This is a genomic window from Hymenobacter sp. BT18, from assembly GCF_012273015.1.
GTDB classification, from domain to species: domain Bacteria; phylum Bacteroidota; class Bacteroidia; order Cytophagales; family Hymenobacteraceae; genus Hymenobacter; species Hymenobacter lutimineralis.
Map to the genome: position 1 here is coordinate 348,891 of NZ_CP050954.1, position 24,017 is coordinate 372,907.

The 24,017-nt window shown below is 58.4% G+C and carries 20 protein-coding genes and 2 tRNA genes; 10 read left to right on the forward strand and 12 right to left on the reverse strand.

What is annotated here, in order from left to right; genetic code table 11:
• The first annotated feature begins 10 nt into the window (after positions 1-10).
• Positions 11-1,657 carry a chaperonin GroEL gene (gene groL / locus HER32_RS01550; RefSeq protein ID WP_149072325.1) on the forward strand — a complete coding sequence of 549 codons (1,647 nt, stop codon included), beginning with the start codon at positions 11-13 and terminating at the stop codon, positions 1,655-1,657.
• A 117-nt stretch (positions 1,658-1,774) separates the two neighbouring features.
• On the opposite strand, the gene HER32_RS01555 is transcribed toward groL, so the two are convergent.
• Positions 1,775-2,020 (reverse strand): hypothetical protein, encoded by a 246-nt coding sequence (locus tag HER32_RS01555; RefSeq protein WP_168679983.1) that lies wholly within the window; start codon positions 2,018-2,020, stop codon positions 1,775-1,777.
• 85 nt (positions 2,021-2,105) lie between these two features.
• Positions 2,106-3,530, reverse strand: coding sequence for a peptide MFS transporter (locus HER32_RS01560; protein ID WP_149072323.1), 1,425 nt, complete (start codon positions 3,528-3,530; stop codon positions 2,106-2,108).
• A gap of 250 nt (positions 3,531-3,780) precedes the next feature.
• On the opposite strand from HER32_RS01560, the gene pckA reads away from it, so the two are divergent.
• Positions 3,781-5,400: a phosphoenolpyruvate carboxykinase (ATP) gene (pckA, locus tag HER32_RS01565; RefSeq protein WP_168679985.1), complete on the forward strand. Its 1,620-nt coding sequence runs from the start codon at positions 3,781-3,783 to the stop codon at positions 5,398-5,400.
• An 81-nt stretch (positions 5,401-5,481) separates the two neighbouring features.
• Here pckA and HER32_RS01570 read toward each other — a convergent pair whose 3' ends face one another.
• Complete coding sequence (locus tag HER32_RS01570; RefSeq protein ID WP_149072321.1) at positions 5,482-6,621, reverse strand: SDR family oxidoreductase; 1,140 nt, start codon at positions 6,619-6,621, stop codon at positions 5,482-5,484.
• 178 nt (positions 6,622-6,799) lie between these two features.
• Here HER32_RS01570 and HER32_RS01575 point away from each other — a divergent pair, with 178 nt between their 5' ends.
• Positions 6,800-7,585: a S1/P1 nuclease gene (locus HER32_RS01575; protein WP_168679987.1), complete on the forward strand. Its 786-nt coding sequence runs from the start codon at positions 6,800-6,802 to the stop codon at positions 7,583-7,585.
• A gap of 46 nt (positions 7,586-7,631) precedes the next feature.
• Here the strand turns inward: HER32_RS01575 and HER32_RS01580 are convergent, their stop codons facing one another.
• On the reverse strand, positions 7,632-8,030 hold the full coding sequence (locus tag HER32_RS01580; protein WP_168679989.1) for a VOC family protein: 399 nt from the start codon (positions 8,028-8,030) through the stop codon (positions 7,632-7,634).
• A 78-nt stretch (positions 8,031-8,108) separates the two neighbouring features.
• Here HER32_RS01580 and HER32_RS01585 point away from each other — a divergent pair, with 78 nt between their 5' ends.
• Together HER32_RS01585 and HER32_RS01590 are read left to right on the forward strand one after the other, a co-directional pair.
• Complete coding sequence (locus HER32_RS01585; protein WP_168679991.1) at positions 8,109-8,816, forward strand: 16S rRNA (uracil(1498)-N(3))-methyltransferase; 708 nt, start codon at positions 8,109-8,111, stop codon at positions 8,814-8,816.
• A 48-nt stretch (positions 8,817-8,864) separates the two neighbouring features.
• On the forward strand, positions 8,865-9,533 hold the full coding sequence (locus tag HER32_RS01590; protein WP_168679993.1) for a DUF4159 domain-containing protein: 669 nt from the start codon (positions 8,865-8,867) through the stop codon (positions 9,531-9,533).
• Between the two features lie 195 nt (positions 9,534-9,728).
• On the opposite strand, the gene HER32_RS01595 is transcribed toward HER32_RS01590, so the two are convergent.
• The 6 genes from HER32_RS01595 to HER32_RS01620 all read right to left on the reverse strand — a co-directional run bounded on the left by HER32_RS01595 (position 9,729) and on the right by HER32_RS01620 (position 14,926).
• Positions 9,729-10,283, reverse strand: a complete 555-nt coding sequence (locus HER32_RS01595; RefSeq protein WP_149072316.1) for a hypothetical protein — start codon at positions 10,281-10,283, stop codon at positions 9,729-9,731.
• A 35-nt stretch (positions 10,284-10,318) separates the two neighbouring features.
• Complete coding sequence (locus HER32_RS01600) at positions 10,319-11,185, reverse strand: methylated-DNA--[protein]-cysteine S-methyltransferase (RefSeq protein ID WP_168679994.1); 867 nt, start codon at positions 11,183-11,185, stop codon at positions 10,319-10,321.
• Between the two features lie 214 nt (positions 11,186-11,399).
• The gene (locus HER32_RS01605) at positions 11,400-11,969 is read right to left on the reverse strand and encodes a 1-acyl-sn-glycerol-3-phosphate acyltransferase (protein ID WP_149072314.1); all 570 of its coding nucleotides are present in this window, start codon (positions 11,967-11,969) and stop codon (positions 11,400-11,402) included.
• 76 nt (positions 11,970-12,045) lie between these two features.
• Complete coding sequence (locus HER32_RS01610; RefSeq protein WP_149072313.1) at positions 12,046-12,816, reverse strand: patatin-like phospholipase family protein; 771 nt, start codon at positions 12,814-12,816, stop codon at positions 12,046-12,048.
• A 162-nt stretch (positions 12,817-12,978) separates the two neighbouring features.
• A complete protein-coding gene (locus HER32_RS01615; protein ID WP_168679996.1) occupies positions 12,979-13,827 on the reverse strand; it encodes an MBL fold metallo-hydrolase in 849 nt (282 codons plus the stop codon).
• 151 nt (positions 13,828-13,978) lie between these two features.
• The gene (locus tag HER32_RS01620; protein WP_149072311.1) at positions 13,979-14,926 is read right to left on the reverse strand and encodes an acetyl-CoA carboxylase carboxyltransferase subunit alpha; all 948 of its coding nucleotides are present in this window, start codon (positions 14,924-14,926) and stop codon (positions 13,979-13,981) included.
• A gap of 255 nt (positions 14,927-15,181) precedes the next feature.
• On the opposite strand from HER32_RS01620, the gene HER32_RS01625 reads away from it, so the two are divergent.
• Positions 15,182-15,255 (forward strand) — tRNA-Asp (locus HER32_RS01625).
• A 153-nt stretch (positions 15,256-15,408) separates the two neighbouring features.
• Here the strand turns inward: HER32_RS01625 and HER32_RS01630 are convergent.
• The gene (locus HER32_RS01630; protein WP_168679998.1) at positions 15,409-15,993 is read right to left on the reverse strand and encodes a hypothetical protein; all 585 of its coding nucleotides are present in this window, start codon (positions 15,991-15,993) and stop codon (positions 15,409-15,411) included.
• A 326-nt stretch (positions 15,994-16,319) separates the two neighbouring features.
• Between HER32_RS01630 and HER32_RS01635 the strand changes: the two genes are divergently transcribed.
• Entirely contained in the window at positions 16,320-16,805 is a 486-nt protein-coding gene (locus HER32_RS01635) for a DUF6756 family protein (protein WP_168680000.1), read from the forward strand.
• Between the two features lie 129 nt (positions 16,806-16,934).
• Complete coding sequence (locus HER32_RS01640; RefSeq protein ID WP_168680002.1) at positions 16,935-17,519, forward strand: hypothetical protein; 585 nt, start codon at positions 16,935-16,937, stop codon at positions 17,517-17,519.
• Between the two features lie 93 nt (positions 17,520-17,612).
• On the opposite strand, the gene HER32_RS01645 is transcribed toward HER32_RS01640, so the two are convergent.
• On the reverse strand, positions 17,613-19,280 hold the full coding sequence (locus tag HER32_RS01645; protein ID WP_168680004.1) for a M28 family peptidase: 1,668 nt from the start codon (positions 19,278-19,280) through the stop codon (positions 17,613-17,615).
• Positions 19,281-20,871: 1,591 nt separating this feature from the next.
• On the opposite strand from HER32_RS01645, the gene HER32_RS01650 reads away from it, so the two are divergent.
• Positions 20,872-20,945, forward strand: a tRNA-Asp gene (locus tag HER32_RS01650).
• Positions 20,946-21,054: 109 nt separating this feature from the next.
• Positions 21,055-23,928, forward strand: a complete 2,874-nt coding sequence (locus HER32_RS01655; RefSeq protein WP_168680006.1) for a substrate-binding domain-containing protein — start codon at positions 21,055-21,057, stop codon at positions 23,926-23,928.
• The last annotated feature ends 89 nt before the right edge of the window (positions 23,929-24,017 follow it).

Below are 24,017 nucleotides of genomic sequence, written 5' to 3' on the forward strand. Positions count from 1 at the left end.
CCGAACTACGATGGCGAAGAACATCCAATTCGATACCGACGGCCGCGACAAACTCAAGCGTGGTGTAGACAAGTTGGCCAATGCCGTGAAAGTAACCCTGGGCCCCAAAGGCCGTAACGTGGTTATTGACAAGAAATTTGGTGCTCCCAGCATTACCAAGGACGGCGTAACCGTAGCCAAGGAAATTGAGCTGAAGGACCCGATTGAAAACATGGGTGCTCAACTGGTGAAGGAAGTAGCCAGCAAAACCGCCGACCAGGCCGGTGACGGCACCACGACGGCTACCGTATTGGCCCAGGCCATCTACACGGCTGGCTCCAAGAACGTGGCCGCTGGCGCCAACCCCATGGACCTGAAGCGTGGCATCGACAAGGCCGTACAGGCCGTGGTTGCCAACCTGCGTGCTCAGTCCAAGAAAATTGAAAACTCGTCGGAAATTGCCCAGGTAGGCGCCATTTCGGCCAACAACGACATGGAAATCGGCCAGATGATTGCCGATGCCATGGATAAAGTAGGCAAAGAAGGCGTTATCACGGTAGAAGAAGCGCGTGGCACCGAAACCGAGGTAAAAACGGTAGAAGGCATGCAGTTCGACCGCGGCTACCTGTCGCCTTACTTCGTGACCAACGCCGAGAAGATGGAAGTAGAGCTGGATGCTCCTTACATCCTCATCTACGACAAGAAAGTAAGCACGATGAAGGAGCTCCTGCCCGTGCTCGAGCAGGTAGTGCAAACCGGCAAGCCCCTGGTTATCATCTCCGAAGATGTGGACGGCGAGGCCCTGGCTACGCTGGTAGTGAACAAGCTGCGCGGCTCCCTGAAGATTGCCGCTGTCAAAGCGCCCGGCTTCGGCGACCGTCGTAAGGCCATGCTCGAAGACATTGCGGTTCTCACGGGCGGTACAGTTATCAGCGAAGAGCGCGGCTACAAGCTGGAAAGCGCTACCCTGGAGTACCTGGGTCAGGCCGAGAAAATCATCATTGACAAGGACAACACGACCATCGTGAACGGCAAAGGCCAGAAAGATGGTATTACGTCCCGCATCAACGAAATCAAAGCCCAGATCGAGAAAACCACTTCGGACTACGATAAGGAGAAGCTGCAGGAGCGTCTGGCCAAGCTGTCGGGCGGCGTTGCTATCCTCTACATCGGTGCTTCTACGGAAGTGGAGATGAAAGAGAAGAAGGACCGCGTAGACGATGCCCTGCACGCTACCCGCGCGGCCGTTGAGGAAGGCGTGGTACCCGGCGGTGGCGTAGCCCTGGTGCGTGCCCTCGATTCCCTGGAAGCCGTTGATACGCTGAACGGTGACGAGCGTACCGGCGTGAACATCATCCGCACGGCCCTCGAAGCTCCCCTGCGCACCATCGTGCAGAACGCCGGTGGCGAAGGCTCGGTAGTGGTGCAGAAAGTGCGCGAAGGCAAAGGCGACTACGGCTACAACGCCCGCGAAGACCGTTACGAAAACCTGATGGCGGCCGGTATCCTCGACCCCACCAAGGTAACGCGTCTGGCCCTGGAAAACGCCGCTTCTATTGCTGGCCTGCTCCTGACCACGGAGTGCGTGATTTCGGATGAGCCCGAGGACGACAAAGGTGGCGCTGGTGCCGGTGCTGCCGGTATGGGCGGCATGGGTGGCATGGGCGGCATGATGTAATCAGCCGCAGGTTGAACGGATGGTTTTGACGGATAAAACGGATTCGTTCTGATAATTCCTCCGCTATAAAAGCCCCGCTGGATTAATCCAGCGGGGCTTTTTTGCTTACATGAGAGCTTATTTTTTCTTGATAAGCTGATTGCTGAACCCAATCAGCAGCATTACGATAACCACTAGTGCGCCCGTTACCCATTTCATCTGGATGGCGCGGGCGCACAAGTCGCGGCCGGATACCTGAGACAGGCAGCCATCTACTCCGGTTTCATATTTCAGGCTCACCTGCACGCCAAACAGGCTGAGGAGGGCCCACAAAGCGGCCAGGCTGCAGAGGACAATCAGGGCTGTATGCTGGTGGTCTGACATGTGGTGTTGGGAACTTAGACAACTTGTATTAAAAAGCCCCGCCGAAATGATTCGGCGGGGCTTTTTAGTTCTCATGCTTGGCTGCTTAACCGCGGCCGTGCATCATGTGGAACAGCTTCTTGGCAATGGCGACCAGAATCAGGCCGGCCAGGATAACGAAGCCGGCAATCAGCCCGAACACCGTAAGCGCGCCCAGTTCCTCTACGTACTTGGCAATGTAGCCGCCGGCAATCTGCGCCACGAAGGGAGCCAGGAACCATACGCCCATCAGCATGGACGTGAGCGTGGGGGGCGACAGGCGCGACACCATCGACAGGCCCACCGGCGACAAGCACAACTCCCCAACGGTGTGGAAGAAATAGGTAGCAATCAGCCACCAGATGCTAGCCTTGATGGTTTGGTCGGCTATGTCGCCACCACGCTCCATCACGGCGCCTACCATGAACAGGAAGCCCACGCCCAGCAAAATCATGCCCAGGCCCATCTTCACGGGGATGCTCAGGTCCTTGCCCTTGCGGCTCAGGTTGATCCATAGAGCCGCTACCGGCGCGCCCAGCAGCACAATAAAGCCCGCATTCACCGACTGGAACCAGGATGTCGGAATGAGGAAGCCGAAGACTTCGCGGTCGATATACTTATCGGTATAGAGGGTGAGCGAGGAGCCAGCCTGCTCGAACCCGGCCCAAAAGAACACCACAAACAGCGTGATGATGAAGATAACGGCCATGCGGTCGGTTTCCTCCTTGGTCAGCGGTGTTTTGGCAATGGTTTTGTCATCGTTCTGGCCTTCAGGGTACATGCCTACGTCGCCGAGGTAGCGCTTGCCCAGCAGGTTGAAGAGCAACTGCCCGAGCAGCATGCCAATGCCTGCGGCCAGGAAGCCGTAGCGGAAGCCGTAGCTGGCTACCTGCTCTACGCCATCTACCACTGTTTTAGTGGCAAACCAGTCTTCGGCCAAGTAGCCGCATACCAGCGGGGCAATGAAGGCACCCGTGTTGATGCCCATATAGAAAATGGTAAAAGCAGCATCGCGCCGGGGGTCACCCTGCTGGTAAAGCTTGCCTACGATGGTGGAGATGTTGGGCTTAAAGAAGCCGTTGCCCACACAAAGCAGCAGCAGCCCCAGGGCCGTAGGCCACGGCAGCCCGAAGAAGGCTGCTTCGCGGGAAAGATCCGGCTGCATGAACAGGAAGAACTGCCCCAGCGCCATGGTAAGTCCCCCAATCAGGATAGCGCGGCGCTGGCCGATGTACTTATCAGCCAGCCAGCCGCCCAGGATAGGCGTCAGGTATACAAAGCCGGTGAAATAGCCATAAATCAGCGAAGCGCTGGCCGCCGGAATGCCCAAACCACCCTCCAGTGCTGTTTTGGACAGATAAAGCATGAGCAGGCCGCGCATACCGTAGTAGCTGAACCGCTCCCACATTTCGGTGAGAAACAGTAGGTACAGCCCGGGCGGGTGCCCCTGTTGCGTACTGGGTTGCTCCTGAACAACGGAGGTTGTTTGCATGAAAAGAAAGTAAGAGGTGGAAGAGTAACCGTTTTCCCGCCCGAAGGCGAATGGGGTTGGTAAATCTACAAAACTTTCCCAACTGGCTCTGGGCGTTGGCTTGTTCGCTAGAATAGACAGATTCGCTGGCAAACCTACAAGCGAAAATTCGCTTTTTTTGTAACATGTCACAATCGAGTCGCGTTTTTGTCTATTTTTGTCTCACGATTCCCCAGTTTTTCCCACCCACCCTTATTTCGTTTTCGGCTCTATGCAAGCTTCTGCCGCCAACGTATCCACTCGCCTTCAGCCGCTTGGATTCACCCAGACCACCGGTCCTGTTCACCTCAACCTCCCACCCGCTGAGTTGGTAGAACAGGCCCTACGCCGCAGCGAAGGCACCCTCACCGACACCGGTGCGCTGATGGCTGACACCGGCAAATTCACGGGCCGCTCCCCCAAGGACCGCTTCGTGGTACAAGATGCCAGCACGGAAGACAGCGTATGGTGGGGTGACATCAACATCCCCTTCGCTGCCGACAAGTTCGACCAGCTGCACGCCAAGATGGTACACTATCTGGCCGACAAAGAGCTGTTTGTGCGCGATGCCTACGCCGGCGCCCATCCCGACTACCGGCTGAAACTGCGCGTCGTAAACGAGCTGGCCTGGCACAACCTGTTTTGCTACAACATGTTTCTGCGGCCCGAAGAAGGCGCCGACACCAGCTGGACGCCCGATTTCAGCATTATCTGCGCCCCGGGGTTTGAAGCTGACCCCGAAGTAGATGGCACCCGCCAAGCCAATTTCGCAATCATCAATTTCTCTAAGAAGATGATTCTGATTGGGGGCACGGGCTACGCCGGTGAGATGAAGAAAGGCATCTTTGGTGTGCTGAACTACCTGCTGCCGCACGAGAAAAACACGCTGAGCATGCACTGCTCCGCCAACATCGGGGAGCAGGGCGACACGGCCATCTTCTTCGGCCTTTCCGGCACAGGCAAAACTACCCTCTCCGCTGACCCCAACCGCGGCCTTATCGGCGACGATGAGCACGGCTGGATGCCCGGGCAGGCGGGCATCTTCAACTTTGAAGGCGGCTGCTACGCCAAGGTTATTGACCTGAGCAAGGAAAAGGAGCCGCAAATCTGGGATGCCATCCGTTTTGGCTCCATCGTGGAGAACACGCGCTTCGTACCCGGCACCCGCACAGTGGACTACGCCAACAAGTCGGTGACGGAAAACACCCGCACGGCCTACCCTATTCACTTCATTGATAACGCCGTGGAGCCCTCGGTGGGCGGTGTACCGAAGAATATCTTCTTCCTCACGGCCGATGCCTTTGGCGTGCTTCCTCCCATCAGCAAGCTGGATAAGTCGCACGCCATGTACCACTTCATGAGCGGCTACACAGCTAAGGTTGCTGGTACCGAGGTGGGCATCACCGAGCCCCAGACGACCTTCTCCGCCTGCTTCGGCCAGGTTTTCCTGCCCCTGCACCCCACCACCTACGCCGAAATGCTGGGCAAGAAGATGGAGGAGCACGACGTGAACGTATGGCTTATCAACACGGGCTGGACGGGTGGCTCCTACGGCACGGGCACGCGCATGAAGCTACCCTACACCCGCGCCATGATTACGGCCGCCATCAACGGCGACCTGGACGAGGTAGAGTTCGTGAAACACCCGGTGTTTGGCGTAGAAATGCCCACTTCGGTTCCGCACGTACCCAGCACCATTCTCGACCCGCGCAATACGTGGTCGGATACGGAGGCCTACGATAAGACCGCCGCTTCCCTGGCCGATAAGTTTGTGGCCAACTTCCAGAAATACGCCGAATACGCCAACGAGGAGATTCTGGCCGGTGCCCCGAAAGTAGCCGTTGCCGTTTAATTCTCCTTGCCGGTTAAGGCACTAAAAAGCCCCCACTGCCGTAGCAGTGGGGGCTTTTGCTTGGTATCGAACGGGGTAGCCTTAGTGTACGCTTGGGCTAGTATCGTTCAGCGGGTACTGAAACTGCACGTCAACTTCCGGTTTACTGGTTTGGGCCGGAGCTTTCGGCACGGAGTTGGGCTGGCCGTTTGAGCTCTGCTGGCCGTTTACCTTTTTGTCGCGGCCCAGAATGGAAACCAAAGCCAGCCCCGCGCCTACGGCCAAAGCGGTTTTAAGCACCGGTACTTTGGTGGTTACGGCTTGGGTATAGTAGCTATTTTCGCGGGTATGCCCGGGGTAGTTGCCGCGCTCTTCCAACGCGCCCATGGGCTGGTCGAGGGCGTTCTGGCTTAGCGGCCGGGGTGGGTAGTCGGCCTTTTCCTGCTTTACGAAGGCCGTTTCCATAAACTTATCGAGCAGGCGCGGCGTCCACTGCTCCATTTCGATAAAGGCCTTGCCCCCGCCGCCGACTACGACGGAACGCTCGAAGGTAGTGGCGCTGTGCAGGATAGCGCGGGCTACGGTTTCGGGAGCGTAGGCGGGCGGGGCGTGTTTGGCCTCGCGCTCCATGAAGTTCTTGGCATGCACCGGATAGGGCGTATCAATAGCCGCCGGCTGAATCAGAGTTACGGAAATGGGCGCGCCTTCCATCTCCAGTTCCATGCGCAGGCCATCGGTAAAGCCTTTTACCGCGTGCTTGCTGGCCGAGTAGATGGTTTGCAGAATAGCGGTGATGTCGCTCAGGATACTGCCCACGTTGATGATGGCTCCGCCTTTGTGCTTGAGGTGGCGGGCCGCTTCCAGGGAGCCATTCACCAAACCCCAGAAGTTCACGTCGAAGAGTTGACGCATATCTTCCTCGGGAATCTGGTCGAGGCGGCCGTAGATGCTTACGCCAGCATTATTGATCCAAGTGTCGAAGCCACCGAAGCGCTGCTCGGCCTCCTGCACAATGGCCAGGATGTCTTCCCGACGGCTTACATCGGCCACTACGTAGGCTGCTTCGCCGCCGTGGTCTTCAATTTCTTCAACCAGTTCGCGCAGGGCATTTTCACTGCGGGCGGCCAACACCAGCCGTGCGCCTTTTTGCGCCGCCATGCGCGCCGTGACCAGCCCAATGCCCGACGAGGCCCCCGTGATAACGATAACCTGGTCGCGTAGTTTTTTCAGTTTTGGAGTCATCAGAAAACAGCTTTTTAGCAATGAATGGGAATAGTTCTGTTTTCTATACGATGCTTACCACGTTCCGGGAGTGTAAAATATGGAGCAGCCTCTTCGCCTAAGATGTTAGTACCCGCCAAATGCAGCCATCCGCCGAAAAACGGGTATTTTGCGGACACGTTCTTTTTGGTCTTTTTTCATGTTGAAACGTTTTCTGCCACTGGCCTTCGGGCTGCTGGCTCCTGCCGCCTCGCACGCCTGGGGCGTTGATGGACACCGCGCCGTAGGCCGCATTGCCGAGCGCCACCTCACTTCCAAAGCCCGCCAGGCCGTGCAGCGCCTGCTGGGCACGGAAACCCTCACGCTGGTCAGCACCTACCCCGACGAAATTCGCTTCTACCCCGAGTTCAAGGAAACCGGGCCTTGGCACTACGTCAATACGGCCTCCGGCCTCAACCAGGAGCAGTACCTGACGGAGCTACGCGGGCAGCAGCAGGCCAACGCCTACAACGTGCTGTTGGCCAAGCTCAAGGAAGTGAAAGATCCCGCCAAAACGCCCGCCGAGCAAGCCGTGGCGCTGAAGTTTATTGTGCACCTCGTGGGCGACGCCCACCAGCCCCTGCACGCGGGCCACGCCGAAGACAAAGGCGGTAACGACATCAAGGTGAAATTCCGGGGCAAGGACACCAACCTGCACAGCCTCTGGGACAGTGGCCTGATTGACTACCAGGGACTCACCTACACCGAAATGAGCCAGGCCTATGACTGCAAGCTGCCCCGGGCTCTTACCCAGGTGTGGGAAAAGGCCACCGTGGAGCAGTGGTTCTGGGAGTCGTATCAGGCCAGTGAGCAGATCTACAAGGAAGCGCCCACTGGCACGGATATCGACTATAAGTATTTTCCGGCCCACTCCGAGCTGATGAAGGTGCGGATTCAGCAGGCCGGCATCCGGTTGGCCAAGCTGCTGAACGACACCCTAGGCTAGGCGTGCGTCCGCTCCTTATTTCACAAACCCCTGGGCTATCCGCAGCTCAGGGGTTTTCGTTTATGATACCCTCCACGCGCCACGGTGGATTTTTGCGGTTCTCGCCGGCGTGATACAGCATAAGCTGGTTTCCATCGGGGTCTTTCAGCCGGGCTTCGCGCCATAGCCACGGCTGGTCGGTGGGTAGTTCCTCGAAGGTGAGGCCGGCGGCCTGCAGCTGTTGCACTCGCTCATCCAGGTTGGGGCACTCGAAGTACACCCAGATACCATTGCCCCGGGGCAGCTCTTCCACTTGGTGCAGGGAAAAGGTGGCGTCGCCCTCGGGGCATTCGAAGCGGGCGTCGCGCGGCAGAGCATCCACGATCAGGCGCAAGCCCAGGCGCTGGTAAAACGCCACGGCAGCGGGCAGATTGCGGGAAGGAACGGTCAGCTGGTTCAGGTTCATTGGTGGCGGGCAGGCAGTAGTGGCCCGCTGCGCAGCACGGCGCCGTTTGGGCCCCGCAATTACGCGTAGCTTTGCCGTATGCCGCACACTTTTTTCGCCCCCGACCTTGTCCTGCCTACCTACACGCTGCCCGAAGACGAGAGCAAGCACGCCGTGCGCGTGTTACGCTTAGCCCCGGGCGACGCCGTGGTGCTGGTAAACGGCCGCGGGGGCGTTTTTCAGGCAGAAGTAGCCGTAGCCGATGCCAAGCGCTGCCAGCTGCGCATCACCGGGGAAGAGCAGGTGCCGCGCCGTCCCTACCATGTGCACGTAGCTGTGGCTCCCACCAAAAACCTTGACCGCATGGAGTGGCTGGTGGAAAAAGCCACGGAGATAGGCGTCGATACGCTCACGTTTCTGCGCTGTGCCCGCTCCGAGCGGCGGGAGCTGAAGCTGGAGCGCCTGGAGAAAATTGCCGTTAGCGCCCTCAAGCAGAGCGGGCAGGCCTGGCTACCGCAACTTTCCGAGCTAACTGACTTTGCCCGCTTTCTGCCCACCGTGGAACCAGCTACCACCTTCATTGCCCACCTCGACGAGGGAGAACGGATACCGCTGGCTCGCGTGGCAGCCTTCGGCGCCAGCTGCTGCATCCTGATCGGTCCGGAGGGTGACTTTACCCCGCAGGAAATTGCGGCGGCTTTTGCCCGAGGCATCCGGCCCGTAACCCTGGGCAGCTCGCGTCTGCGCACCGAAACCGCCGCGCTGGCTGCCGTGCACACCGTGCACGTGGCCCGGGAATTAGTGTAGCGCAAACTTTGTAATTTACTTGAGCTGCCATCAGGCTTCTCCTTCTCTATGCGTAAGAATCTGCTTTTGTTGCTGTTTCCGTTGCTTTTGTCGCTCACGGCGGCCGCGCCGGTGGCGCCCAGCTTCCGCATCGCCAAGCTGCACTACGGCGGCGGGGGCGACTGGTACGCCAACAAAACCAGCCTGCCCAACCTCATCCGCTTCTGCAACCAGACGCTTAAAACCAACATTGCCCCCGATGAGGCTACCGTGGAACTCGACTCGCCGGAGTTGCTCACCTACCCGTTTGTGCACATGACCGGGCACGGCAACGTGGCTTTTACCGACGTGGAAGCGCGTAACCTGCGCCGCTACCTCATGGGCGGCGGCTTCCTGCACATCGACGACAACTACGGCCTCGACAAGTTTATCCGCCCCGAAATGAAGAAGGTGTTTCCCGAGTTGGAATTCGTGGAGCTGCCTTTCTCCCACCCCATCTACCACCAGAAATTCCAGTTTCCGCGCGGCCTGCCCAAAGTGCACGAACACGATGGCAAACGGCCCCAAGGGTTTGGCTTACTCTATAAAGGCCGGCTGGTGTGCTTCTACTCCTTCGAGTGCGACTTGGGCAACGGCTGGGAAGACCTCGGTACTTATCCCGAAGACACACCTGCCATTCACGAAGCCGCGCTAAAGATGGGCGCCAACCTCGTCACCTATGCTCTGACGCAGGAATAAGCCAGTTACCATTGCGCACAGGTGGCCTAAAAAGGCCGCAAGGAAGCAATACCGGCTAGGTAATACACCAAGCCCCAAGAAGTGAAAAGCCCCTGCCGCCCGTGCTGGCGTTAGGGGCTTTCTGGCAAAAGAAACGACGTGGTTCTATTCAGGCAGGTTCCTTGCGCGGCTTGCCTGGCCACGTCACGCATGACCTTAAAACCGCCTCTGCAGAATCTCGCTCAGGATAAACGCCTGCCGCACGCTGGCCGGGTTTTGCAGCTGCTCGGCAACAGAGCCGGGCGTTTGGGCTTGGGCAGCTTGCCGACTCCAGTAATCTTCCTGACCGTGTTGCACAGCCGCCCGGGGCAGCGCGGAGGCCCGGCGGGCAGGGGCGGCGGGAGCTTCCTGGCTGCGGGCTTTGCGCTTGGGCGCGGGTGTTTCCAGGCTGCGGGCGGTAGGTGGCGTGGCTTCCAAAGAGCGCGCCGGCTTAGCCTTTTCCTGCGGCAATGCCCGGCCCGCTGGCGTTGTAGCGGTGGAAGCAGTAGGCGCGGCCTTGTTTTCCGTCATCATCTGCTGCAGCAGCTCTTCAAAAGACTTTGCCGGGGCTGCTGTAACCACGGGTCGGGGCTTACCCGTGCTGTCGGGCTGAGAAAAGCGGCGTTCCTGCTTTTCCCGGCTGGTAGTGGCGCGGGCTTTCTGAATCATGCGCCAGATAAACACGCCCAGGGCTACCAGAATCCAGAGGATAGTTTGCAGTTTTTCGGGCATGGCGTAGCGCAGTTGCAGGTAGAACGGTGGGTAAGCTACGCAACTTGGACGGTTTGTCTAGCAGCCTGGGCCATTTCCCAGCCAATAAGTGCCTTCTTCGTGACGCAGCCCCAGCGGTACTGGCCCAGCGCCCCTTCTTTCCGAATGACGCGGTGGCAGGGAATAAGGACCGCTACGGGGTTAGCTCCCACCGCCGAGCCCACCGCCTGCAACGCCCGGGGCTGGCCAATGGCCTGGGCTACGTGCTGGTAGCTGACCACCTGCCCGCTGGGTACGCGCAACAGTGCCTCCCATACCTTCACCTGGAAGTTGGTACCGCGCACGAGCAAGTGCAGGGGCTGACCCGCCACCGGTGCAAACGCCCGCGCCACCAGCGGGGCCGTCAGCGCCGCATCGGGCTCGAATTCTGCCTGAGGCCAGTTTTTTCGCATTTCCCGCAAGGCGTTTTCAACGGCATCGGCTTCAGCATCCAGCAAGTGCAGGCCGCATACGCCCCGGCTGGTAGCGGCCAGCAAGGCCGGCCCAAAGGGCGTAGCGTGCACGCCGTAGCCGATGCGCAGGCCCACGCCACCCGTGCGAAACTCGTGCGGAGTCACGGCTTCCAGGGTCACAAATAAGTCGTGCAGGCGCGACGGGGCCGAGAGACCGGCTTCTTCCGTAGCTTCGAACAGTGGGGTGGCCTGGGCCAGGCGGGTTTTCAGAAAATCGGCGGTGAGGAACTGCACAAAGCGCTTGGGGCTGATGCCGGCCCACTCGCTGAACAGCCGCTGAAAGTGAAACGGGCTCAGGTGTACGGCTTCCGCCACTTCATTGAGGCTGGGCTGGCGCCGGAAGTTTTCTTCCAGGAATTGAATGGCCTGGGCTATGCGCTGATAGTCGGTGGCAGCAGTGGAAACGGACATGGTAGGGAAGCTTAAGTAAGATTAAAGCTACTGCCCTTGGCCTGAGCCCTCAACCCGATTCTTGCGGAGTTGCGCGCTATATTTTTAAGAAAAACAGCGTCCTGCTGAGCGGAGTCGAAGCATCTCTACCGCTTCGTTGAACGATGCATACGAAGCGGTAGAGATGCTTCGACTCCGCTCAGCAGGACGGCTTTGAAAGCTTCAAAAAAACGTTCTAGCGTACTCCTTTCTCCGGGAAGCGGCCTTGCTTGGTGCGGTAGAAGGCTTTGATTTCCTCCAAGTCTTTCTCATAGTCGCCGGTGGGCCAGAAAGCAGGGCCTACGCCAGCTTCTTTCTTGCCATAGTCGAGGTAGCCGAGCAGGATGGGCACCCCCGCGCCCATGGCCGCGTGGTAGAAGCCCTTACGCCACTTGGGCTGGTAGCTGCGGGTGCCTTCGGGGGTGATGAGAATTACCAGCTCGTCGCGCTCATTGAAGAGCTGCACCATGCCATCCACGAGGCTGTTGTTCTTGCTCCGGTCGACGGCCAGGCCGCCCAGGCTGCGCACCAGCGCCCCCAGCACCGGGATGGTGGTCCACTCCTTCTTGATGGTGAGCTTCACGTCCACGTCCATTAGAAAGAACGCGGCGCGGGCAAACATAAAGTCCCAGTTGCTGGTGTGCGGTGCGGCAATCATCATGCTTTTCTTGATGCCGGGCGGCACATGGGAGCCCAAATGCCAGCCGGTTATCCAGAACCAGAATTTCGAAAACAGATACCAGAAAGTGGAAGTCTTACGCGCCATGCCGAAAATGAGCCGGTAGCCAGGAGGAAGAGCTACGGCGAATCAAAGCTAGAGAAATTGTACCGGAAGCGCCCAATCAGGCCTCCTCCCGCAACAACTGCCGGAGCGCCGGGGCCTGGCTCAGCGTGTAGCGGTACCCAATGTCGAACAGCTCGGGGGCCCGCCGGTAGCTCATGGCCCGAAACTGCGCCAGCGCCGGGGGCTCCAGCAGGAGCTGGCACTGCCGCTTGCTGAGCACGGTATTGCCGCCGATGGCCAGGTTCAGGGTGCGCTCAATCAGGCTGGGCAGGGACGTCACCTGGGCCGCGCGATTGGGCGGGTTGCAGTGCACGCCCACTACGCGCAACTCGGGCCGGGCCAGCAACGGCTCCACGGGCAGGTTGTTGAGCAGGCCCCCATCTACCAGCTGCCGGCCCTGGTACTCTACCGGCCGGTACAGGATGGGCACCGCCGACGAGGCCATCAGCGGCGGCACCAACGGTCCTTGGTCGAACCACACCGACGTACCTTCCAGCAGATCGGTGGCCACCAGCGTGACGGGCAGACGCAGCTGCTCGAAGGTGGCCCCGGCGCCCAGGTGCCGCTCAAACAGCGTGCCCACGGCGGCCATGTGCAGCAGGCCGTAGCGGCTCAGGGCAATGCGGGTGAGGCGGGTGAGGTTGACTTCTTCCAGCAGCCGTAGAACGTCCCGTGGCGGAACCCCGGCCGCGTAAAACACCGCCGCAATGCCCCCCGACGACACCCCCGCCAGTGCCCCGATGGGGAGCTGCAGCTCATCCAGCGCGGCCAGCACACCCAGGTGCGCAATACCCCGGGCGCCCCCGCCGGAAAGTGCCAGTCCCAGCATCAGGTAATGGAATGGTGAAAGGTGAAAGTGTTTCTCGGGGAGCTAACGTAACGATGCCCAGGCAGGGTTATGTTAGCTCCCCGAGAAACACTCGGTTGGAAGTACGATTTCTCGGCAGAACCAGCCGTGCGCCGTTCGTCCAACACATGCGGCAAGTGTCCCTTACAGCTCCGACAGGGCAAACGTTTCGGCTAGGCGCACGCCTTTTTCGGTATGCTGCACGGTGCAGCAGGCAGCGGCGGGGTCGTGCTCCAGCAGCAGCACCCAGTTTTCGTCGGCGGCACGGCGCAGCACCTGCTCCTTTTCGGCCAGGGTTTGCAGGGGGCGCATGTCGTAGCTCATCACGTAGGGCAGCGGAATGTGGCCCGTGCTGGGCAGCAGATCGGCCATGAACGCCAGCGTTCGGCCTTTGTACTCCAGCACCGGCACCATCATCTTCTCGGTGTGGCCATCGGCAAAAATGATTTCCCGGAACATGGAAAGCTCCGCCGGCACCCCGGCAGCCGCATCGACAAAGCGCAGATGGCCGCTTTCCTGAATGGGGAGGATGTTTTCGCGCAGAAAGCTGGCTTTTTCGCGCGGGTTGGGCGTCACTGCCCAGTCCCAGTGGGCCTGATTGCTCCAGTACGTCGCATTGGGGAAAGCCAGCTCCAACTTGCCATCAGCCTGGCGCACCACCGAGCCCCCGCAGTGGTCGAAGTGCAGGTGAGTCAGGAAGACGTCGGTGATATCCGAGGACGTGAAGCCGAGTTGGCGCAGGGACTTTTCCAGCGTGTCGTCGCCGTGGAGGTAGAAATGTCCCCGAAATTTCTCGTCCTGCTTGTCGCCGATGCCATTATCCACCAGCACCAGCCGGCCCGCATCTTCAATCAGCAGGCAGCGCATGGCCCAGGTACACATGTTATTGGCATCGGCGGGGTTCAGCTTCTGCCACATGCTTTTGGGCACCACGCCGAACATGGCGCCGCCATCCAGCTTAAACAGTCCGGTATCGAGGGTATGAACGTGCATGATGAGTAGGTGGGATTGAGAAGGTAAAGGAATAAAAAAATGTCATCCTGAGCGGAGCGAAGGACCTTATCACGTTGCAACGATTCGTTCTGGTGTGAAAAGGTCCTTCGCTCCGCTCAGGATGACGGGGTACTGTTCGGCAGCTTGCTTTTTACCCAACCACTACGCCCATGGCCGAGAACTTGTCGATGCGCTGGCTCATGCGCTCTTCGGCGGGCACGGCCTCCAGCTCGTCGAGGGTTTTGAGGATGGTTTTCTTGAGCGTTTTGATCATCGCGGCGGTGTCGGTGTGGGCGCCGCCGAGGGGTTCCTTCACGATGCCATCCACGAGGCCGGCCTTGAGCATATCGTTGGCCGTGAGCTTGAGGGCTTCGGCCGCCTGCTCCTTGTAGTCCCAGCTGCGCCACAGGATGCTGCTGCACGACTCCGGCGAAATCACCGAGTACCACGTGTTTTCCAGCATCAGCACCCGGTCGCCGATGGCAATGCCCAGGGCCCCACCCGAAGCGCCTTCGCCGATGATGATGCAGATAACCGGCACCTTCAGCAGAAACATTTCCTTCAGGTTGCGGGCAATGGCCTCGCCCTGCCCCCGCTCCTCGGCCTCCAGGCCCGGAAACGCGCCAGGCGTATCAATGAGTGTGATAATGGGCTTACCGAATTTCTCGGCCAGCTTCATCAGACGCAGGGCTTTGCGGTAGCCCTCGGGGTTGGGCATGCCGAAGTTGCGAAACTGCCGCTGCTTGGTGTTGCGCCCTTTCTGCTGCCCGATAATCATCACGGAGCGCCCCCCGATTTCGGCAAAACCACCCACCATGGCCTTGTCGTCGGCCACGGTCCGGTCGCCGTGCAGCTCCACGAACTTGTCGGTCATACCCTCTACGTAGTCCAGGGTATAGGGCCGGTCGGGGTGGCGCGAGAGTTGCACGCGCTGCCAGCGGGTGAGGTTCTGGTAGGTTTCCTTCTTGAGGGCTTTGATTTTGGCTTCGAGGGCCGCTACGGCTTCCGAGACGTCCACCTGGCTATCGAGGGCCAGTTGTTGCATTTCACGGAGCTTGCCTTCGAGAGCGGCAATTGGTTGTTCAAAATCGAGGAGCATTGCCACGGCAGGATGCGAAAGAAGTTGCGGGGTGAGAGAAGAAAGCAAAGGTAAGTGAAGCCGCGCTTACCGCGCACGGCCCATCGTCATCGTTTTTCAGAGAAATTTTTCTTCTTGATAAACAGGTGCTACCATAATGGGTGGAAAGTATTTTGCGGTTTTTTGGTCTTAACAGTTGCGTAGTCCAAGCTGGTCTTCTACTTTTGCACCACTTCACCGGAAAGCAGCTGGCTTTTAGTAGTGCAAGTCTACCTTGGTTCGGTAGTTCAGTCGGTTAGAATGCCGCCCTGTCACGGCGGAGGTCGCGGGTTCGAGTCCCGTCCGAACCGCGAAAAAAAAGCCCTTGTATCAACTGATGCAAGGGCTTTTTGCATGTGGATGGAAATAAAGTCTATTGAAGCTTAGACGACCGTTTCGCTTAACGCAAATTGCAACGCTATGTATGAGCTATTGCGGTGCCGAAATACAAAGCGCAAAACTCTTTAGGCCGCGTTTGGAGACGCAGACTGAAACAGGACATGGCAGCTGAAATACCAGCCAAAACAGAGCGCAATCGGTATGTTAGCCTGCACCTCGTCCGCGCCAAAGAGGAAGCTTCCCGGCACCTGATATAGAAGGTATAACCCTAATGCCGCGTTTGCGAACCGACGTATACCGAGGTGGTCAGTGAATGCGAGCCACAACCAAGCCACGCCATGCAAGGTGGGAAACGTCCAGGTGAGTAGCATCACATAGAGCGTACGGCCAGGGAATTCAGGTGCTGTGGAAATGGTGCCCAGTTGGAGCAAGATTATTCCGGCTAGTGCTAACAGCGCGGCTGGCGCTCGAAAACGGGTTGGTGACCGTAATAGGAGCCAGCCGAAATAACCCGTGAGTACGACGCCCGGCAGCGCGTAAGCAAACAGGGACATAATAAACGCATACTTGACCCCTTGCAGGTTGAATTGAAGCAAGTTGACGGCGGCGAGTTTTTGAAACGCAGCCGGATTGAGGAAAAAGAAGGCCGCCACGGCGAGGGCAAATAAATAAGCAGCTAGGCGCGGGGCAAGCGGCAGAAATCGGGGCATATAAGCAGGAAATAGATAAGGGAAAGCCGCACTTTTTCGAGTCGCGGTTTTGCCAATGGCTGCAAACGTAACCCTCCTTTGAGTGAACTGTACCACCAGGACTCTGATAGTACCCGCAACCTGCGCCTTGGGAGCAGTCGAGTTCAATAAACTGATTCAAGTAACTAAGTACAGAAAACCCTTCCTGGTGGATGAGTTTCGCGAACTCCTCAAACTCAAGATTTGCACCACCGAGTGAGCGTATTTTGGGTTTCCTATTTCAGCCAAAGGAACCTTATTTTGGCAGGTGCTTCTCTTGCCCTTTATTTGTAATAGTCAGTTCTCTTATGCCCGGCTTTAAAGATGATCTGCTTCAACTGGCTAAACGGCTGCACATTCCCTCCGATGAGTTTGATGCAGTGAGCATTCACGCCTGGCCCTCCGTGCTACACAAGATCGAGGCAGCATTCGTCATCAAGACATCGTCTAATACGCATTTCAACTGGTGGTGGGAAAGCTTCAAACCCCCTCAGTACCGGCACTTTTTTGAGAATGGTCATGCCTACGAATGTTTACGCCAACTGATTGACGCTCACGAATTGGTTTGGTTTGTTGCTTGCGACAGTAGCAAGGACCCGAGCAAATTCTGGCTCTTCCAAGGACGTGTACATGCTATTCAAGCTATTCTACGGGAGTGCTACGCTTTTGAATACTACATCGTCTCAAAGAAGTACGAGTGGTTACTGTGCGAAACGGATCACGACGTATTGGTAGGATTAAAGGGCGTGATTCCGAAAATGCAAGGGTTGTGGGCGATGGAAAGCCCGCATTAAAAGCGCCAAGCTTATACCGTTGCGGTTCATACGACAGGTCGCAATAGCAAAAGGGGGGTTACGTTTGCAGCCATTGGCAAAACCGCGACACGAAAAAGTGCGGCTTTCCCTTATCTACTTCCTGCTTATATGCCCCGATTTCTGCCGCTTGCTCCGCGCCTAGCTGCTTATTTATTTGCCCTCGCTGTGGCGGCCTTCTTTTTCCTCAATCCGGCTGCGTTTCAAAAACTCGCCGCCATCAACTTGCTTCAATTCAACCTGCAAGGGGTCAGGTATGCGTTTATCATGTCCCTGTTTGCTTACGCGCTGCCGGGCGCCATAATCACGGGTTATTTCGGCTGGCACCTATTTCATTCACCAACCCGTTTTCGAGCACCAGCCGCGCTGTTAGCACTAGCCGGAATAATCTTGCTCCAACTGGGCACCATTTCCACAGCACCTGAATTCCCTGGCCGTACGCTCTATGTGATGCTACTCACCTGGACGTTTCCCACCTTGCATGGCGTGGCTTGGTTGTGGCTCGCATTCACTGACCACCTCGGTATACGTCGGTTCGCAAACGCGGCATTAGGGTTATACCTTCTGTATCAGGTGCCGGGAAGCTTCCTCTTTGGCGCGGACGAGGTGCAGGCTAACATACCGATTGCGCTCTGTTTTGGCTGGTATTTCAGCTGCCATGTCCTGTTTCAGTTTGCGTCTCCAAACGCGACCTAAAGAGCTTTGCGCTTTGTATTTCACCACCACAATAGCCCATAAATAGCGATGGAATTTGCGTTCAGCAAAACGGTCGAATAGCAAAAGGAGCGACTACGGCTTATTGGAGTCAATTACCACGCGGCTGTCGCGGTTGGCCAGCTCCCAGGCCGTATGAAAAATGAGCTGGTCGCGGCGGGTCATGGCCGGGAAGTCAATTTTGTCCACGTCGTCCGACTCCTTGTGGTAGTCGTCGTGCAGGCCGGAGGTATAGTAAAGCACCGGTACCTTGTTTTTGGCGAAGTTGTAGTGGTCGGAGCGGTAGTAGATGCGCTCCGGGTCGTTGGGGTCGTTGTACTTGTAGTCCAGCGCCACGGGGGTGTACTTGGCAGTGGTGGCCTCGCTCAGCGCGTGCAACTCGGAGCTGAGCTTGTCGGAGCCGACCAGGTACACATAGTCGCCCTTGCCTTCGTGGTCTTTGTCCACGCGGCCGAGCATGTCGATGTTGAGGTTGGTGACGGTCTGGGCGAGCGGAAAAATCGGGTGGTTGACGTAGTACTCCGAGCCCAGCAGGCCCACTTCCTCGCCGGTGTTAGCCAGAAACAGCAGGCTGCGGCGCGGGCCGTGCCCCTCCTTTTTGGCCTGGGCAAACGCCTGGGCCAGTTCTAGCACACTCGCCGTGCCCGAGCCGTCGTCGTCGGCGCCGTTGAACACCACGCCGTTTTTCACGCCCAGGTGGTCGTAGTGCGCCGAAATCACCAGCAGTTCGTCTTTCTTATCGGAGCCTTCCAGGTAGCCCAGCACGTTTTCGGTGCCGAACATCTCGCGCTTTTTCTCGGTCTTAATCTTGATGCTGGCGGGTTTGAAGGAAGATGCCACCGGCTTTTTGGCGGCGGCCACGGCCGTCAGGTACTTCTGCACGTCGGCTTCCTTGGTTTTCAGGATGGCATAGCCCACAGCCGGCGATACATAGATGCCCGGCGCGTAGCGCACCGGCGCATCCGTAAAGCGAATGATGGGCGCGTTGGTGCTGGACGCTAGGCGGGCCGCCAGCCTGGCAAAGTTGGCGTTGGGGCTGAAATCGACGAAAAACACGCTGCGGGCGCCTTTCCTAGCGGCCAGCTCCAGCTTGGTGCCGGGGCTGGCCTGGCCCCAGCGGGTGGGCTTACCGTCGGGGCTGAGCACGGGCTTGCCGTCGGCGCCCAGGGGCTCGCCCATCATCATGAACAGGTCTTTGCCCTTCACGTCGCCGGCCGTGGCGTAGTCCGAGTAGCCTTCCTGCTCGATGCCGTAGCCAACAAACAGCGGCTGCACGGTGGTAAGCGTCTGGAACGGCGTGACGCCGCGGACGTAGTAATCCTGCAGCCATGTGTAGGTTTTGCCGCCCATCTGCAGGGTTTGCCCGCCCGCAGCCCAGGTGCTGCGCTCCAGCTCAAACTGCTGCAGGTGCATGTTAGCGCCGCCCTTCACCGGGCCGCTCAGCCCAAAAGCGGCAAACTGCTTGCTGATGTAGTCGGCGGCCATTTTCTGGCCTTTCTGGCCGGTTTCGCGGCCCTCGTACTCGTTCGAAGCCAGCACGCTCAGGTGCTGGCGCAGGTCCTCGGCCGTGATGGTGGCCGCGTAGTTCACCGACCAGTCGGTGGCGGGCGCGGCCGCCGGGGCGGCGGCCGTCGTGCCCGGCTTCGACTTCGTTTTGATTTTACTGGTCGGCTTGTCTTGTGCCATGGCGCAGTTGGCACCAACCAAAGCGAAAGCCGCGGCAAAAAATAGTTTTCGCAACATGAAAAGAGAAAAAATTGGGAGCGAGGAAGTGGAAGTGAATTAGCAAGTGAGGACTTTCATCGAACCTGTTCAGGGTTATGGCTAAGTAGTCGGTTAAATAGAGCTTGCTTAGGAAGCAGAAAAGGTAGCGCGTTAATCAGTTAAAAGCGGCCTCCAGAGCACCGAGAAGGCATCCCGAAACGTGCGTTCAGCAAAACGGTCGGAAAGCTAAAGGAGCATTTAAGAAAATGGGGCATTACTGAGGTAGCTGCTAAAGCTGGTCCCAGAGCTGCTTTGACATGTTTATGGTTAGCGTAATCCGGTGCAAGCTTGTCGCGTCCGTTCTGAATTTAAGCAAGGGGGCATTGAAGCCATAGGTGAGGTTGGAAGCCCCTAACAAGCTGGTGCCGAGTTCAGGCAACAACCGAACGTCTACCCGGCCCTAGTCAACATAGCTTATCACATTTCCGCGGAAGGCAAATAGCATCCCCGAGAGTTCGTAGCCGATTTTTGGAGCATACACCCACCGGCGGTCATGAAGGCTTGCTTCCACCCCAAGGCGAGGCCCCCAAATAGCGGTTCCTCCGTATTCCACCGAGACCCGGGCGTACATCAGGTTTACCTCACCAAAGAGTTGCCCTTGGTAGGAAAGACTAGGTGAGCAGATGATGCGTGGTTTAACCTCCTCCTGCGACTGTGCTTGGGTCTGAGATGCACCTGTACAGAACAGCAGAGCTGGTAAGAGACACTTTATAGGTCGATAGTGCGTTCAGTATCCCTGCAATAGTACTGAAAGTGGACTGGCTCAGGAGTACAGTTCACGAAAACGGTGATTAAAATAGCACTCCTTTTTCAACAAAATCCATTTATGCTCTACTGACACAAGGCTTATTAGCTAATAGCAGCATTTTGGCTATTCCTATATAGCACGGCAGATGGCACCTTTGCCCCTGAGATGCATCACGTCGCAGAAAAGCTCACTGGAGCACGTAGTTCGATAAACCGCTTTGCGCAACCAGTGAGGGTAGTGCGTACCTCTTCCTCACGTTGGATTTGTTGAGTGTCCCAGTCTGGTCCCATAAGACAAGGGCAAAAGGAAATGCAGCACTATTGCTGCATCGCAACACCACCCGAAGATGAGCAAAAGAGTATGCAGGAACGCCAGTTGTGGCGGCAATGGCCCCATAACACCCTCTGCAACTACACCGAAAGGCGGGTAGACCAACACCGAGTGCTGTGCATTGCTTGGCTCAGTAACACGCCCTTAAACTCAAATCTGCCACACTATTCTATTTTTAATACTGACAATCATACTGTTATGAAATTCCCGTCCGAACCACAAAGGCCCTGCATCCGTGGATGCAGGGCCTTTTGCTTTTCACCGCCTGCTACCTGATGCCCCACCTGCAACGGTTTTTACCCAATGACCATACGGTGAGCAGTTGAGAAAAATAATTTCAGTGCTATTCGCTTTGAAACCAAGCGGCTAGCTTGAAAAGCGGGGTTTTTACGCAGCCAGGACGCTTTTCAGTGTTTGGAAATCAAAAACTCCTCCTACCTTTGCACCACTTCACCGGAAAGCAGCTGGCTTTTTGTAGTGCAAGTCTACCTTGGTTCGGTAGTTCAGTCGGTTAGAATGCCGCCCTGTCACGGCGGAGGTCGCGGGTTCGAGTCCCGTCCGGACCGCTAAAAGCCCCAGTATCCCCGGATGCTGGGGCTTTTTCATTTTGCAGCTTGGCCCTTCACCTTTTCCCTATCTTTGGTGAGAAGGTTGCCGGCAGGTACAGCCCGGCTATTGGTATCAACCGCTATCCACTTGTTTCACCCCAGCCGCTTACGTCGTCTCCTGATGCTGGTGAGCCTGCTGGGGTCATTGGCCGCCTGCGCTCCGGCTTCGTCGCCCACCTACCGCATCGCGTTTTCGCAAAGCATAAGTGCCGGCGACTGGCGCCAGGCCATGCTGGCCGGCATGCAGCGGGAGTTGACCTTTCACCCGGATATTCAGTTTCTGACGCGCGACGCGCAGGGCAACAGCCGCCAGCAGCAGCAGCAGATTCATGATTTGCTGGATGCCGGCGCCGATGTGCTTATTGTGGCACCTAACGAGGAACACGCCCTGTCGACGGCCATTGAGGAAGCTTACCGGCGCGGGGTGCCCGTGATTTTGCTGGACCGCCGCACCACCTCTCCCCACTACGCAGCCTACGTAGGTGGCGACAACACCGGCGTGGGGGCCGCTGCCGCCCGCTACGCCGCCCTCCGGCTGCGGCAACGAGGCCGGATAGTGGAAGTTGTCGGCGCTGCCTCCTCCGTTTCGGTGCAGCGGCATGAGGGCTTCACTCAGGCCCTGCGGGCATACCCAGACATGCGCGTGGTGGGCGAAGTAGTGGGCGACTGGGGTGCTACCGCCCTGCAGCCGCCCCTGACCAAGCTCCTGCAGGCCCACCCCGAAACCAACCTGATTTTCGCGCACAGCGACCTGATGGCCCAGGGCGCCTACGAGGTATGCCAGCGGCTGGGCCGGAAGGATATCCGCATTATTGGGGTAGATGGCCTGCCGGGACCAGACAACGGAATGGAGATGGTACAGCAGGGCCGCGCTACGGCTTCGCTCTTTTTTTCGCCCGGCGGGGAGGAAGCCATTCGGGTGGCCCTGAAGATTCTCTACCACCAGGCCTACGAGCGGGAAAACATCTTGGGCACTATCGTTATCGACTCGGTGAACGTGCTGACCTTGCAGCAGCAAGCCACCAAAGTGGCCAGTCAGCAGGCTGGCATTGAGCAGCAACAGCTGCTGCTGCGCACCTTGCAGGCCACCTACGCCAGCCAGCGCACAGTGCTGTATGGGCTGCTGGCCACGCTGCTGGCGGCCGTGGTGCTGGGGGCTAGCGCCTGGCGGGCCGCCCGCATCAACCGGCGCATCAACCGGGAGCTGGCCCGGCAGAACGAAGCCAACGACGTCATTAACCAAGAGCTGGTGCGGCAGAATGAGGCCAACGACGTCATCAACCGCCAGCTCAGCACCCAGAACGAGGAAATCCGGGCCCAGCGCAACCAGATTGCGGAGCTAGCCGAGCAGGCTCGGGTAGAAACCGAAGCCAAGCTGCGCTTCTTCACCAACTTTTCCCACGAGCTGCGCACCCCGCTCACCCTAATTATGGGCCCGGTAGAGGAAATGCTAACCGGCTCCCATAGCACCGCGCTACTACCCTCCCACCGCCACGACCTAGGCTTGGTGCGCCGCAACACCCAGCGCCTGCTACAGTTAGTTAACCAACTGCTTGATTTTCGGAAGATTGAAGTGGGCAAAATGGCCGTACAGGCGCGGGAAGACGACCTAGTGGCCTTCGTGCGGGAGCTGGTAGAAACCTTTGAGCCGGCGGCCCGGGTGCAGCAGGTGTCCCTCCGGTTTCAACCAGCCGAGGCGCGGCTGCCAAGCTGGCTCGACCGCAACGTGCTGGACAAGGTCTTTTTCAACCTGCTTTCCAATGCCCTGAAATATACGCCCGCCGGCGGCCAGATTACGGTGCGCGTGCGGCCCGCCGATGACGGCAGTTCGCTCCAAGTGGAAGTAGCCGACACCGGGCGTGGCATCCGGCCCCAGGATAGCCCGCACATCTTCGAGTGGTTTTACCAGGGCGAGCAGCCGGCTACGGCCAAAGGCTCGGGCATGGGGCTGGCCTTGGCCCAAGGGCTGGTGCGGCTGCACCAGGGAAACCTCACGTTCAGTAGCCAGGTGGGCCAGGGCAGCACGTTCATTGTCACGCTCCCGCGTGAGCTGCCGGCGGCCCTGCGTACCACGACCGCCCCGCCCGAAACGCTGACGCTGGACGAGCCGCAGGCTTTCCCCGTCGAGGCCCTGGATGCGCAGGCAGTGGCCGGGCAGGAGCCGCTGGTGCTGGTGATTGAGGACAATGCCGACGTGAACGAGTTTGTAGCCCGCAAGCTACAGTCTCACTTCCGCGTGCAAACGGCGGCCGATGGTACTACCGGCCTGCAGCTGGCCCAGGAGCTGATTCCCGACCTGATTGTGTGCGACGTGATGATGCCCGGCCTGAGCGGGCTGGAGGTAGTGGCGCAGCTGCGGGCCGACTGGCGCACCTCGCACGTACCCGTTATTCTGCTCACCGCTCGTACCGCGCCCGAGCAGCAGGTGGAGGGCGTGCAGGCCGGGGCCGACGTGTACCTGACCAAGCCCTTCAACCCCACCTTCCTGCTCGAAAGCATTCATACCCTGCTGGCCAACCGTGCCCGCCAGCACGAGCACACGCGCCGGCAGCTGGGCGCCGCAGGCCAGGCGGCACCCAATTCGGCCGCTCCTGCGCCCGACCCCGACCAGGCCTTCCTGCAGGCGCTGACAGCCCGGATAGAAGCCGACCTGACCCGCACTGACCTGACCGTGGAGGAACTGGCCCAGGCCCTGGGCTTCTCGCGCACCCAGCTCTACCGCAAAGTAAAAGCTGTATTGGGCACCAGCGTAACCGACTACATTCAGCTCGTGCGCCTACGCAAAGCCCGCGAGCTGCTGCTCGACGATAAGCTCACGATTACGGCCGTGGCTTACGAAGTGGGCTATACCTCGCACTCATATTTCTCTAACAGCTTTAAGGCCCGCTACCAGGTGTCGCCCTCCGAGTTCCGGGCGCGTCGGTTGGCTGATTCTGCTTGAAGAATTGTGCGTCAAGCGTTCAAAAACTGATAGAACAGGGCTATTTCCAAGCAATACGATAAATTTAATTCACTGACTAATAACTATTT

Coding starts and splice junctions, on each gene's coding strand:
- groL (WP_149072325.1), top strand. CDS start 11: ATGGCGAAGAACATCCAATTCGATACCGACGGCCGCGACAAACTCAAG.
- HER32_RS01555 (WP_168679983.1), bottom strand. CDS start 2,020: ATGTCAGACCACCAGCATACAGCCCTGATTGTCCTCTGCAGCCTGGCC.
- HER32_RS01560 (WP_149072323.1), bottom strand. CDS start 3,530: ATGCAAACAACCTCCGTTGTTCAGGAGCAACCCAGTACGCAACAGGGG.
- pckA (WP_168679985.1), top strand. CDS start 3,781: ATGCAAGCTTCTGCCGCCAACGTATCCACTCGCCTTCAGCCGCTTGGA.
- HER32_RS01570 (WP_149072321.1), bottom strand. CDS start 6,621: ATGACTCCAAAACTGAAAAAACTACGCGACCAGGTTATCGTTATCACG.
- HER32_RS01575 (WP_168679987.1), top strand. CDS start 6,800: ATGTTGAAACGTTTTCTGCCACTGGCCTTCGGGCTGCTGGCTCCTGCC.
- HER32_RS01580 (WP_168679989.1), bottom strand. CDS start 8,030: ATGAACCTGAACCAGCTGACCGTTCCTTCCCGCAATCTGCCCGCTGCC.
- HER32_RS01585 (WP_168679991.1), top strand. CDS start 8,109: ATGCCGCACACTTTTTTCGCCCCCGACCTTGTCCTGCCTACCTACACG.
- HER32_RS01590 (WP_168679993.1), top strand. CDS start 8,865: ATGCGTAAGAATCTGCTTTTGTTGCTGTTTCCGTTGCTTTTGTCGCTC.
- HER32_RS01595 (WP_149072316.1), bottom strand. CDS start 10,283: ATGCCCGAAAAACTGCAAACTATCCTCTGGATTCTGGTAGCCCTGGGC.
- HER32_RS01600 (WP_168679994.1), bottom strand. CDS start 11,185: ATGTCCGTTTCCACTGCTGCCACCGACTATCAGCGCATAGCCCAGGCC.
- HER32_RS01605 (WP_149072314.1), bottom strand. CDS start 11,969: ATGGCGCGTAAGACTTCCACTTTCTGGTATCTGTTTTCGAAATTCTGG.
- HER32_RS01610 (WP_149072313.1), bottom strand. CDS start 12,816: ATGCTGGGACTGGCACTTTCCGGCGGGGGCGCCCGGGGTATTGCGCAC.
- HER32_RS01615 (WP_168679996.1), bottom strand. CDS start 13,827: ATGCACGTTCATACCCTCGATACCGGACTGTTTAAGCTGGATGGCGGC.
- HER32_RS01620 (WP_149072311.1), bottom strand. CDS start 14,926: ATGCTCCTCGATTTTGAACAACCAATTGCCGCTCTCGAAGGCAAGCTC.
- HER32_RS01630 (WP_168679998.1), bottom strand. CDS start 15,993: ATGCCCCGATTTCTGCCGCTTGCCCCGCGCCTAGCTGCTTATTTATTT.
- HER32_RS01635 (WP_168680000.1), top strand. CDS start 16,320: ATGCCCGGCTTTAAAGATGATCTGCTTCAACTGGCTAAACGGCTGCAC.
- HER32_RS01640 (WP_168680002.1), top strand. CDS start 16,935: ATGCCCCGATTTCTGCCGCTTGCTCCGCGCCTAGCTGCTTATTTATTT.
- HER32_RS01645 (WP_168680004.1), bottom strand. CDS start 19,280: ATGTTGCGAAAACTATTTTTTGCCGCGGCTTTCGCTTTGGTTGGTGCC.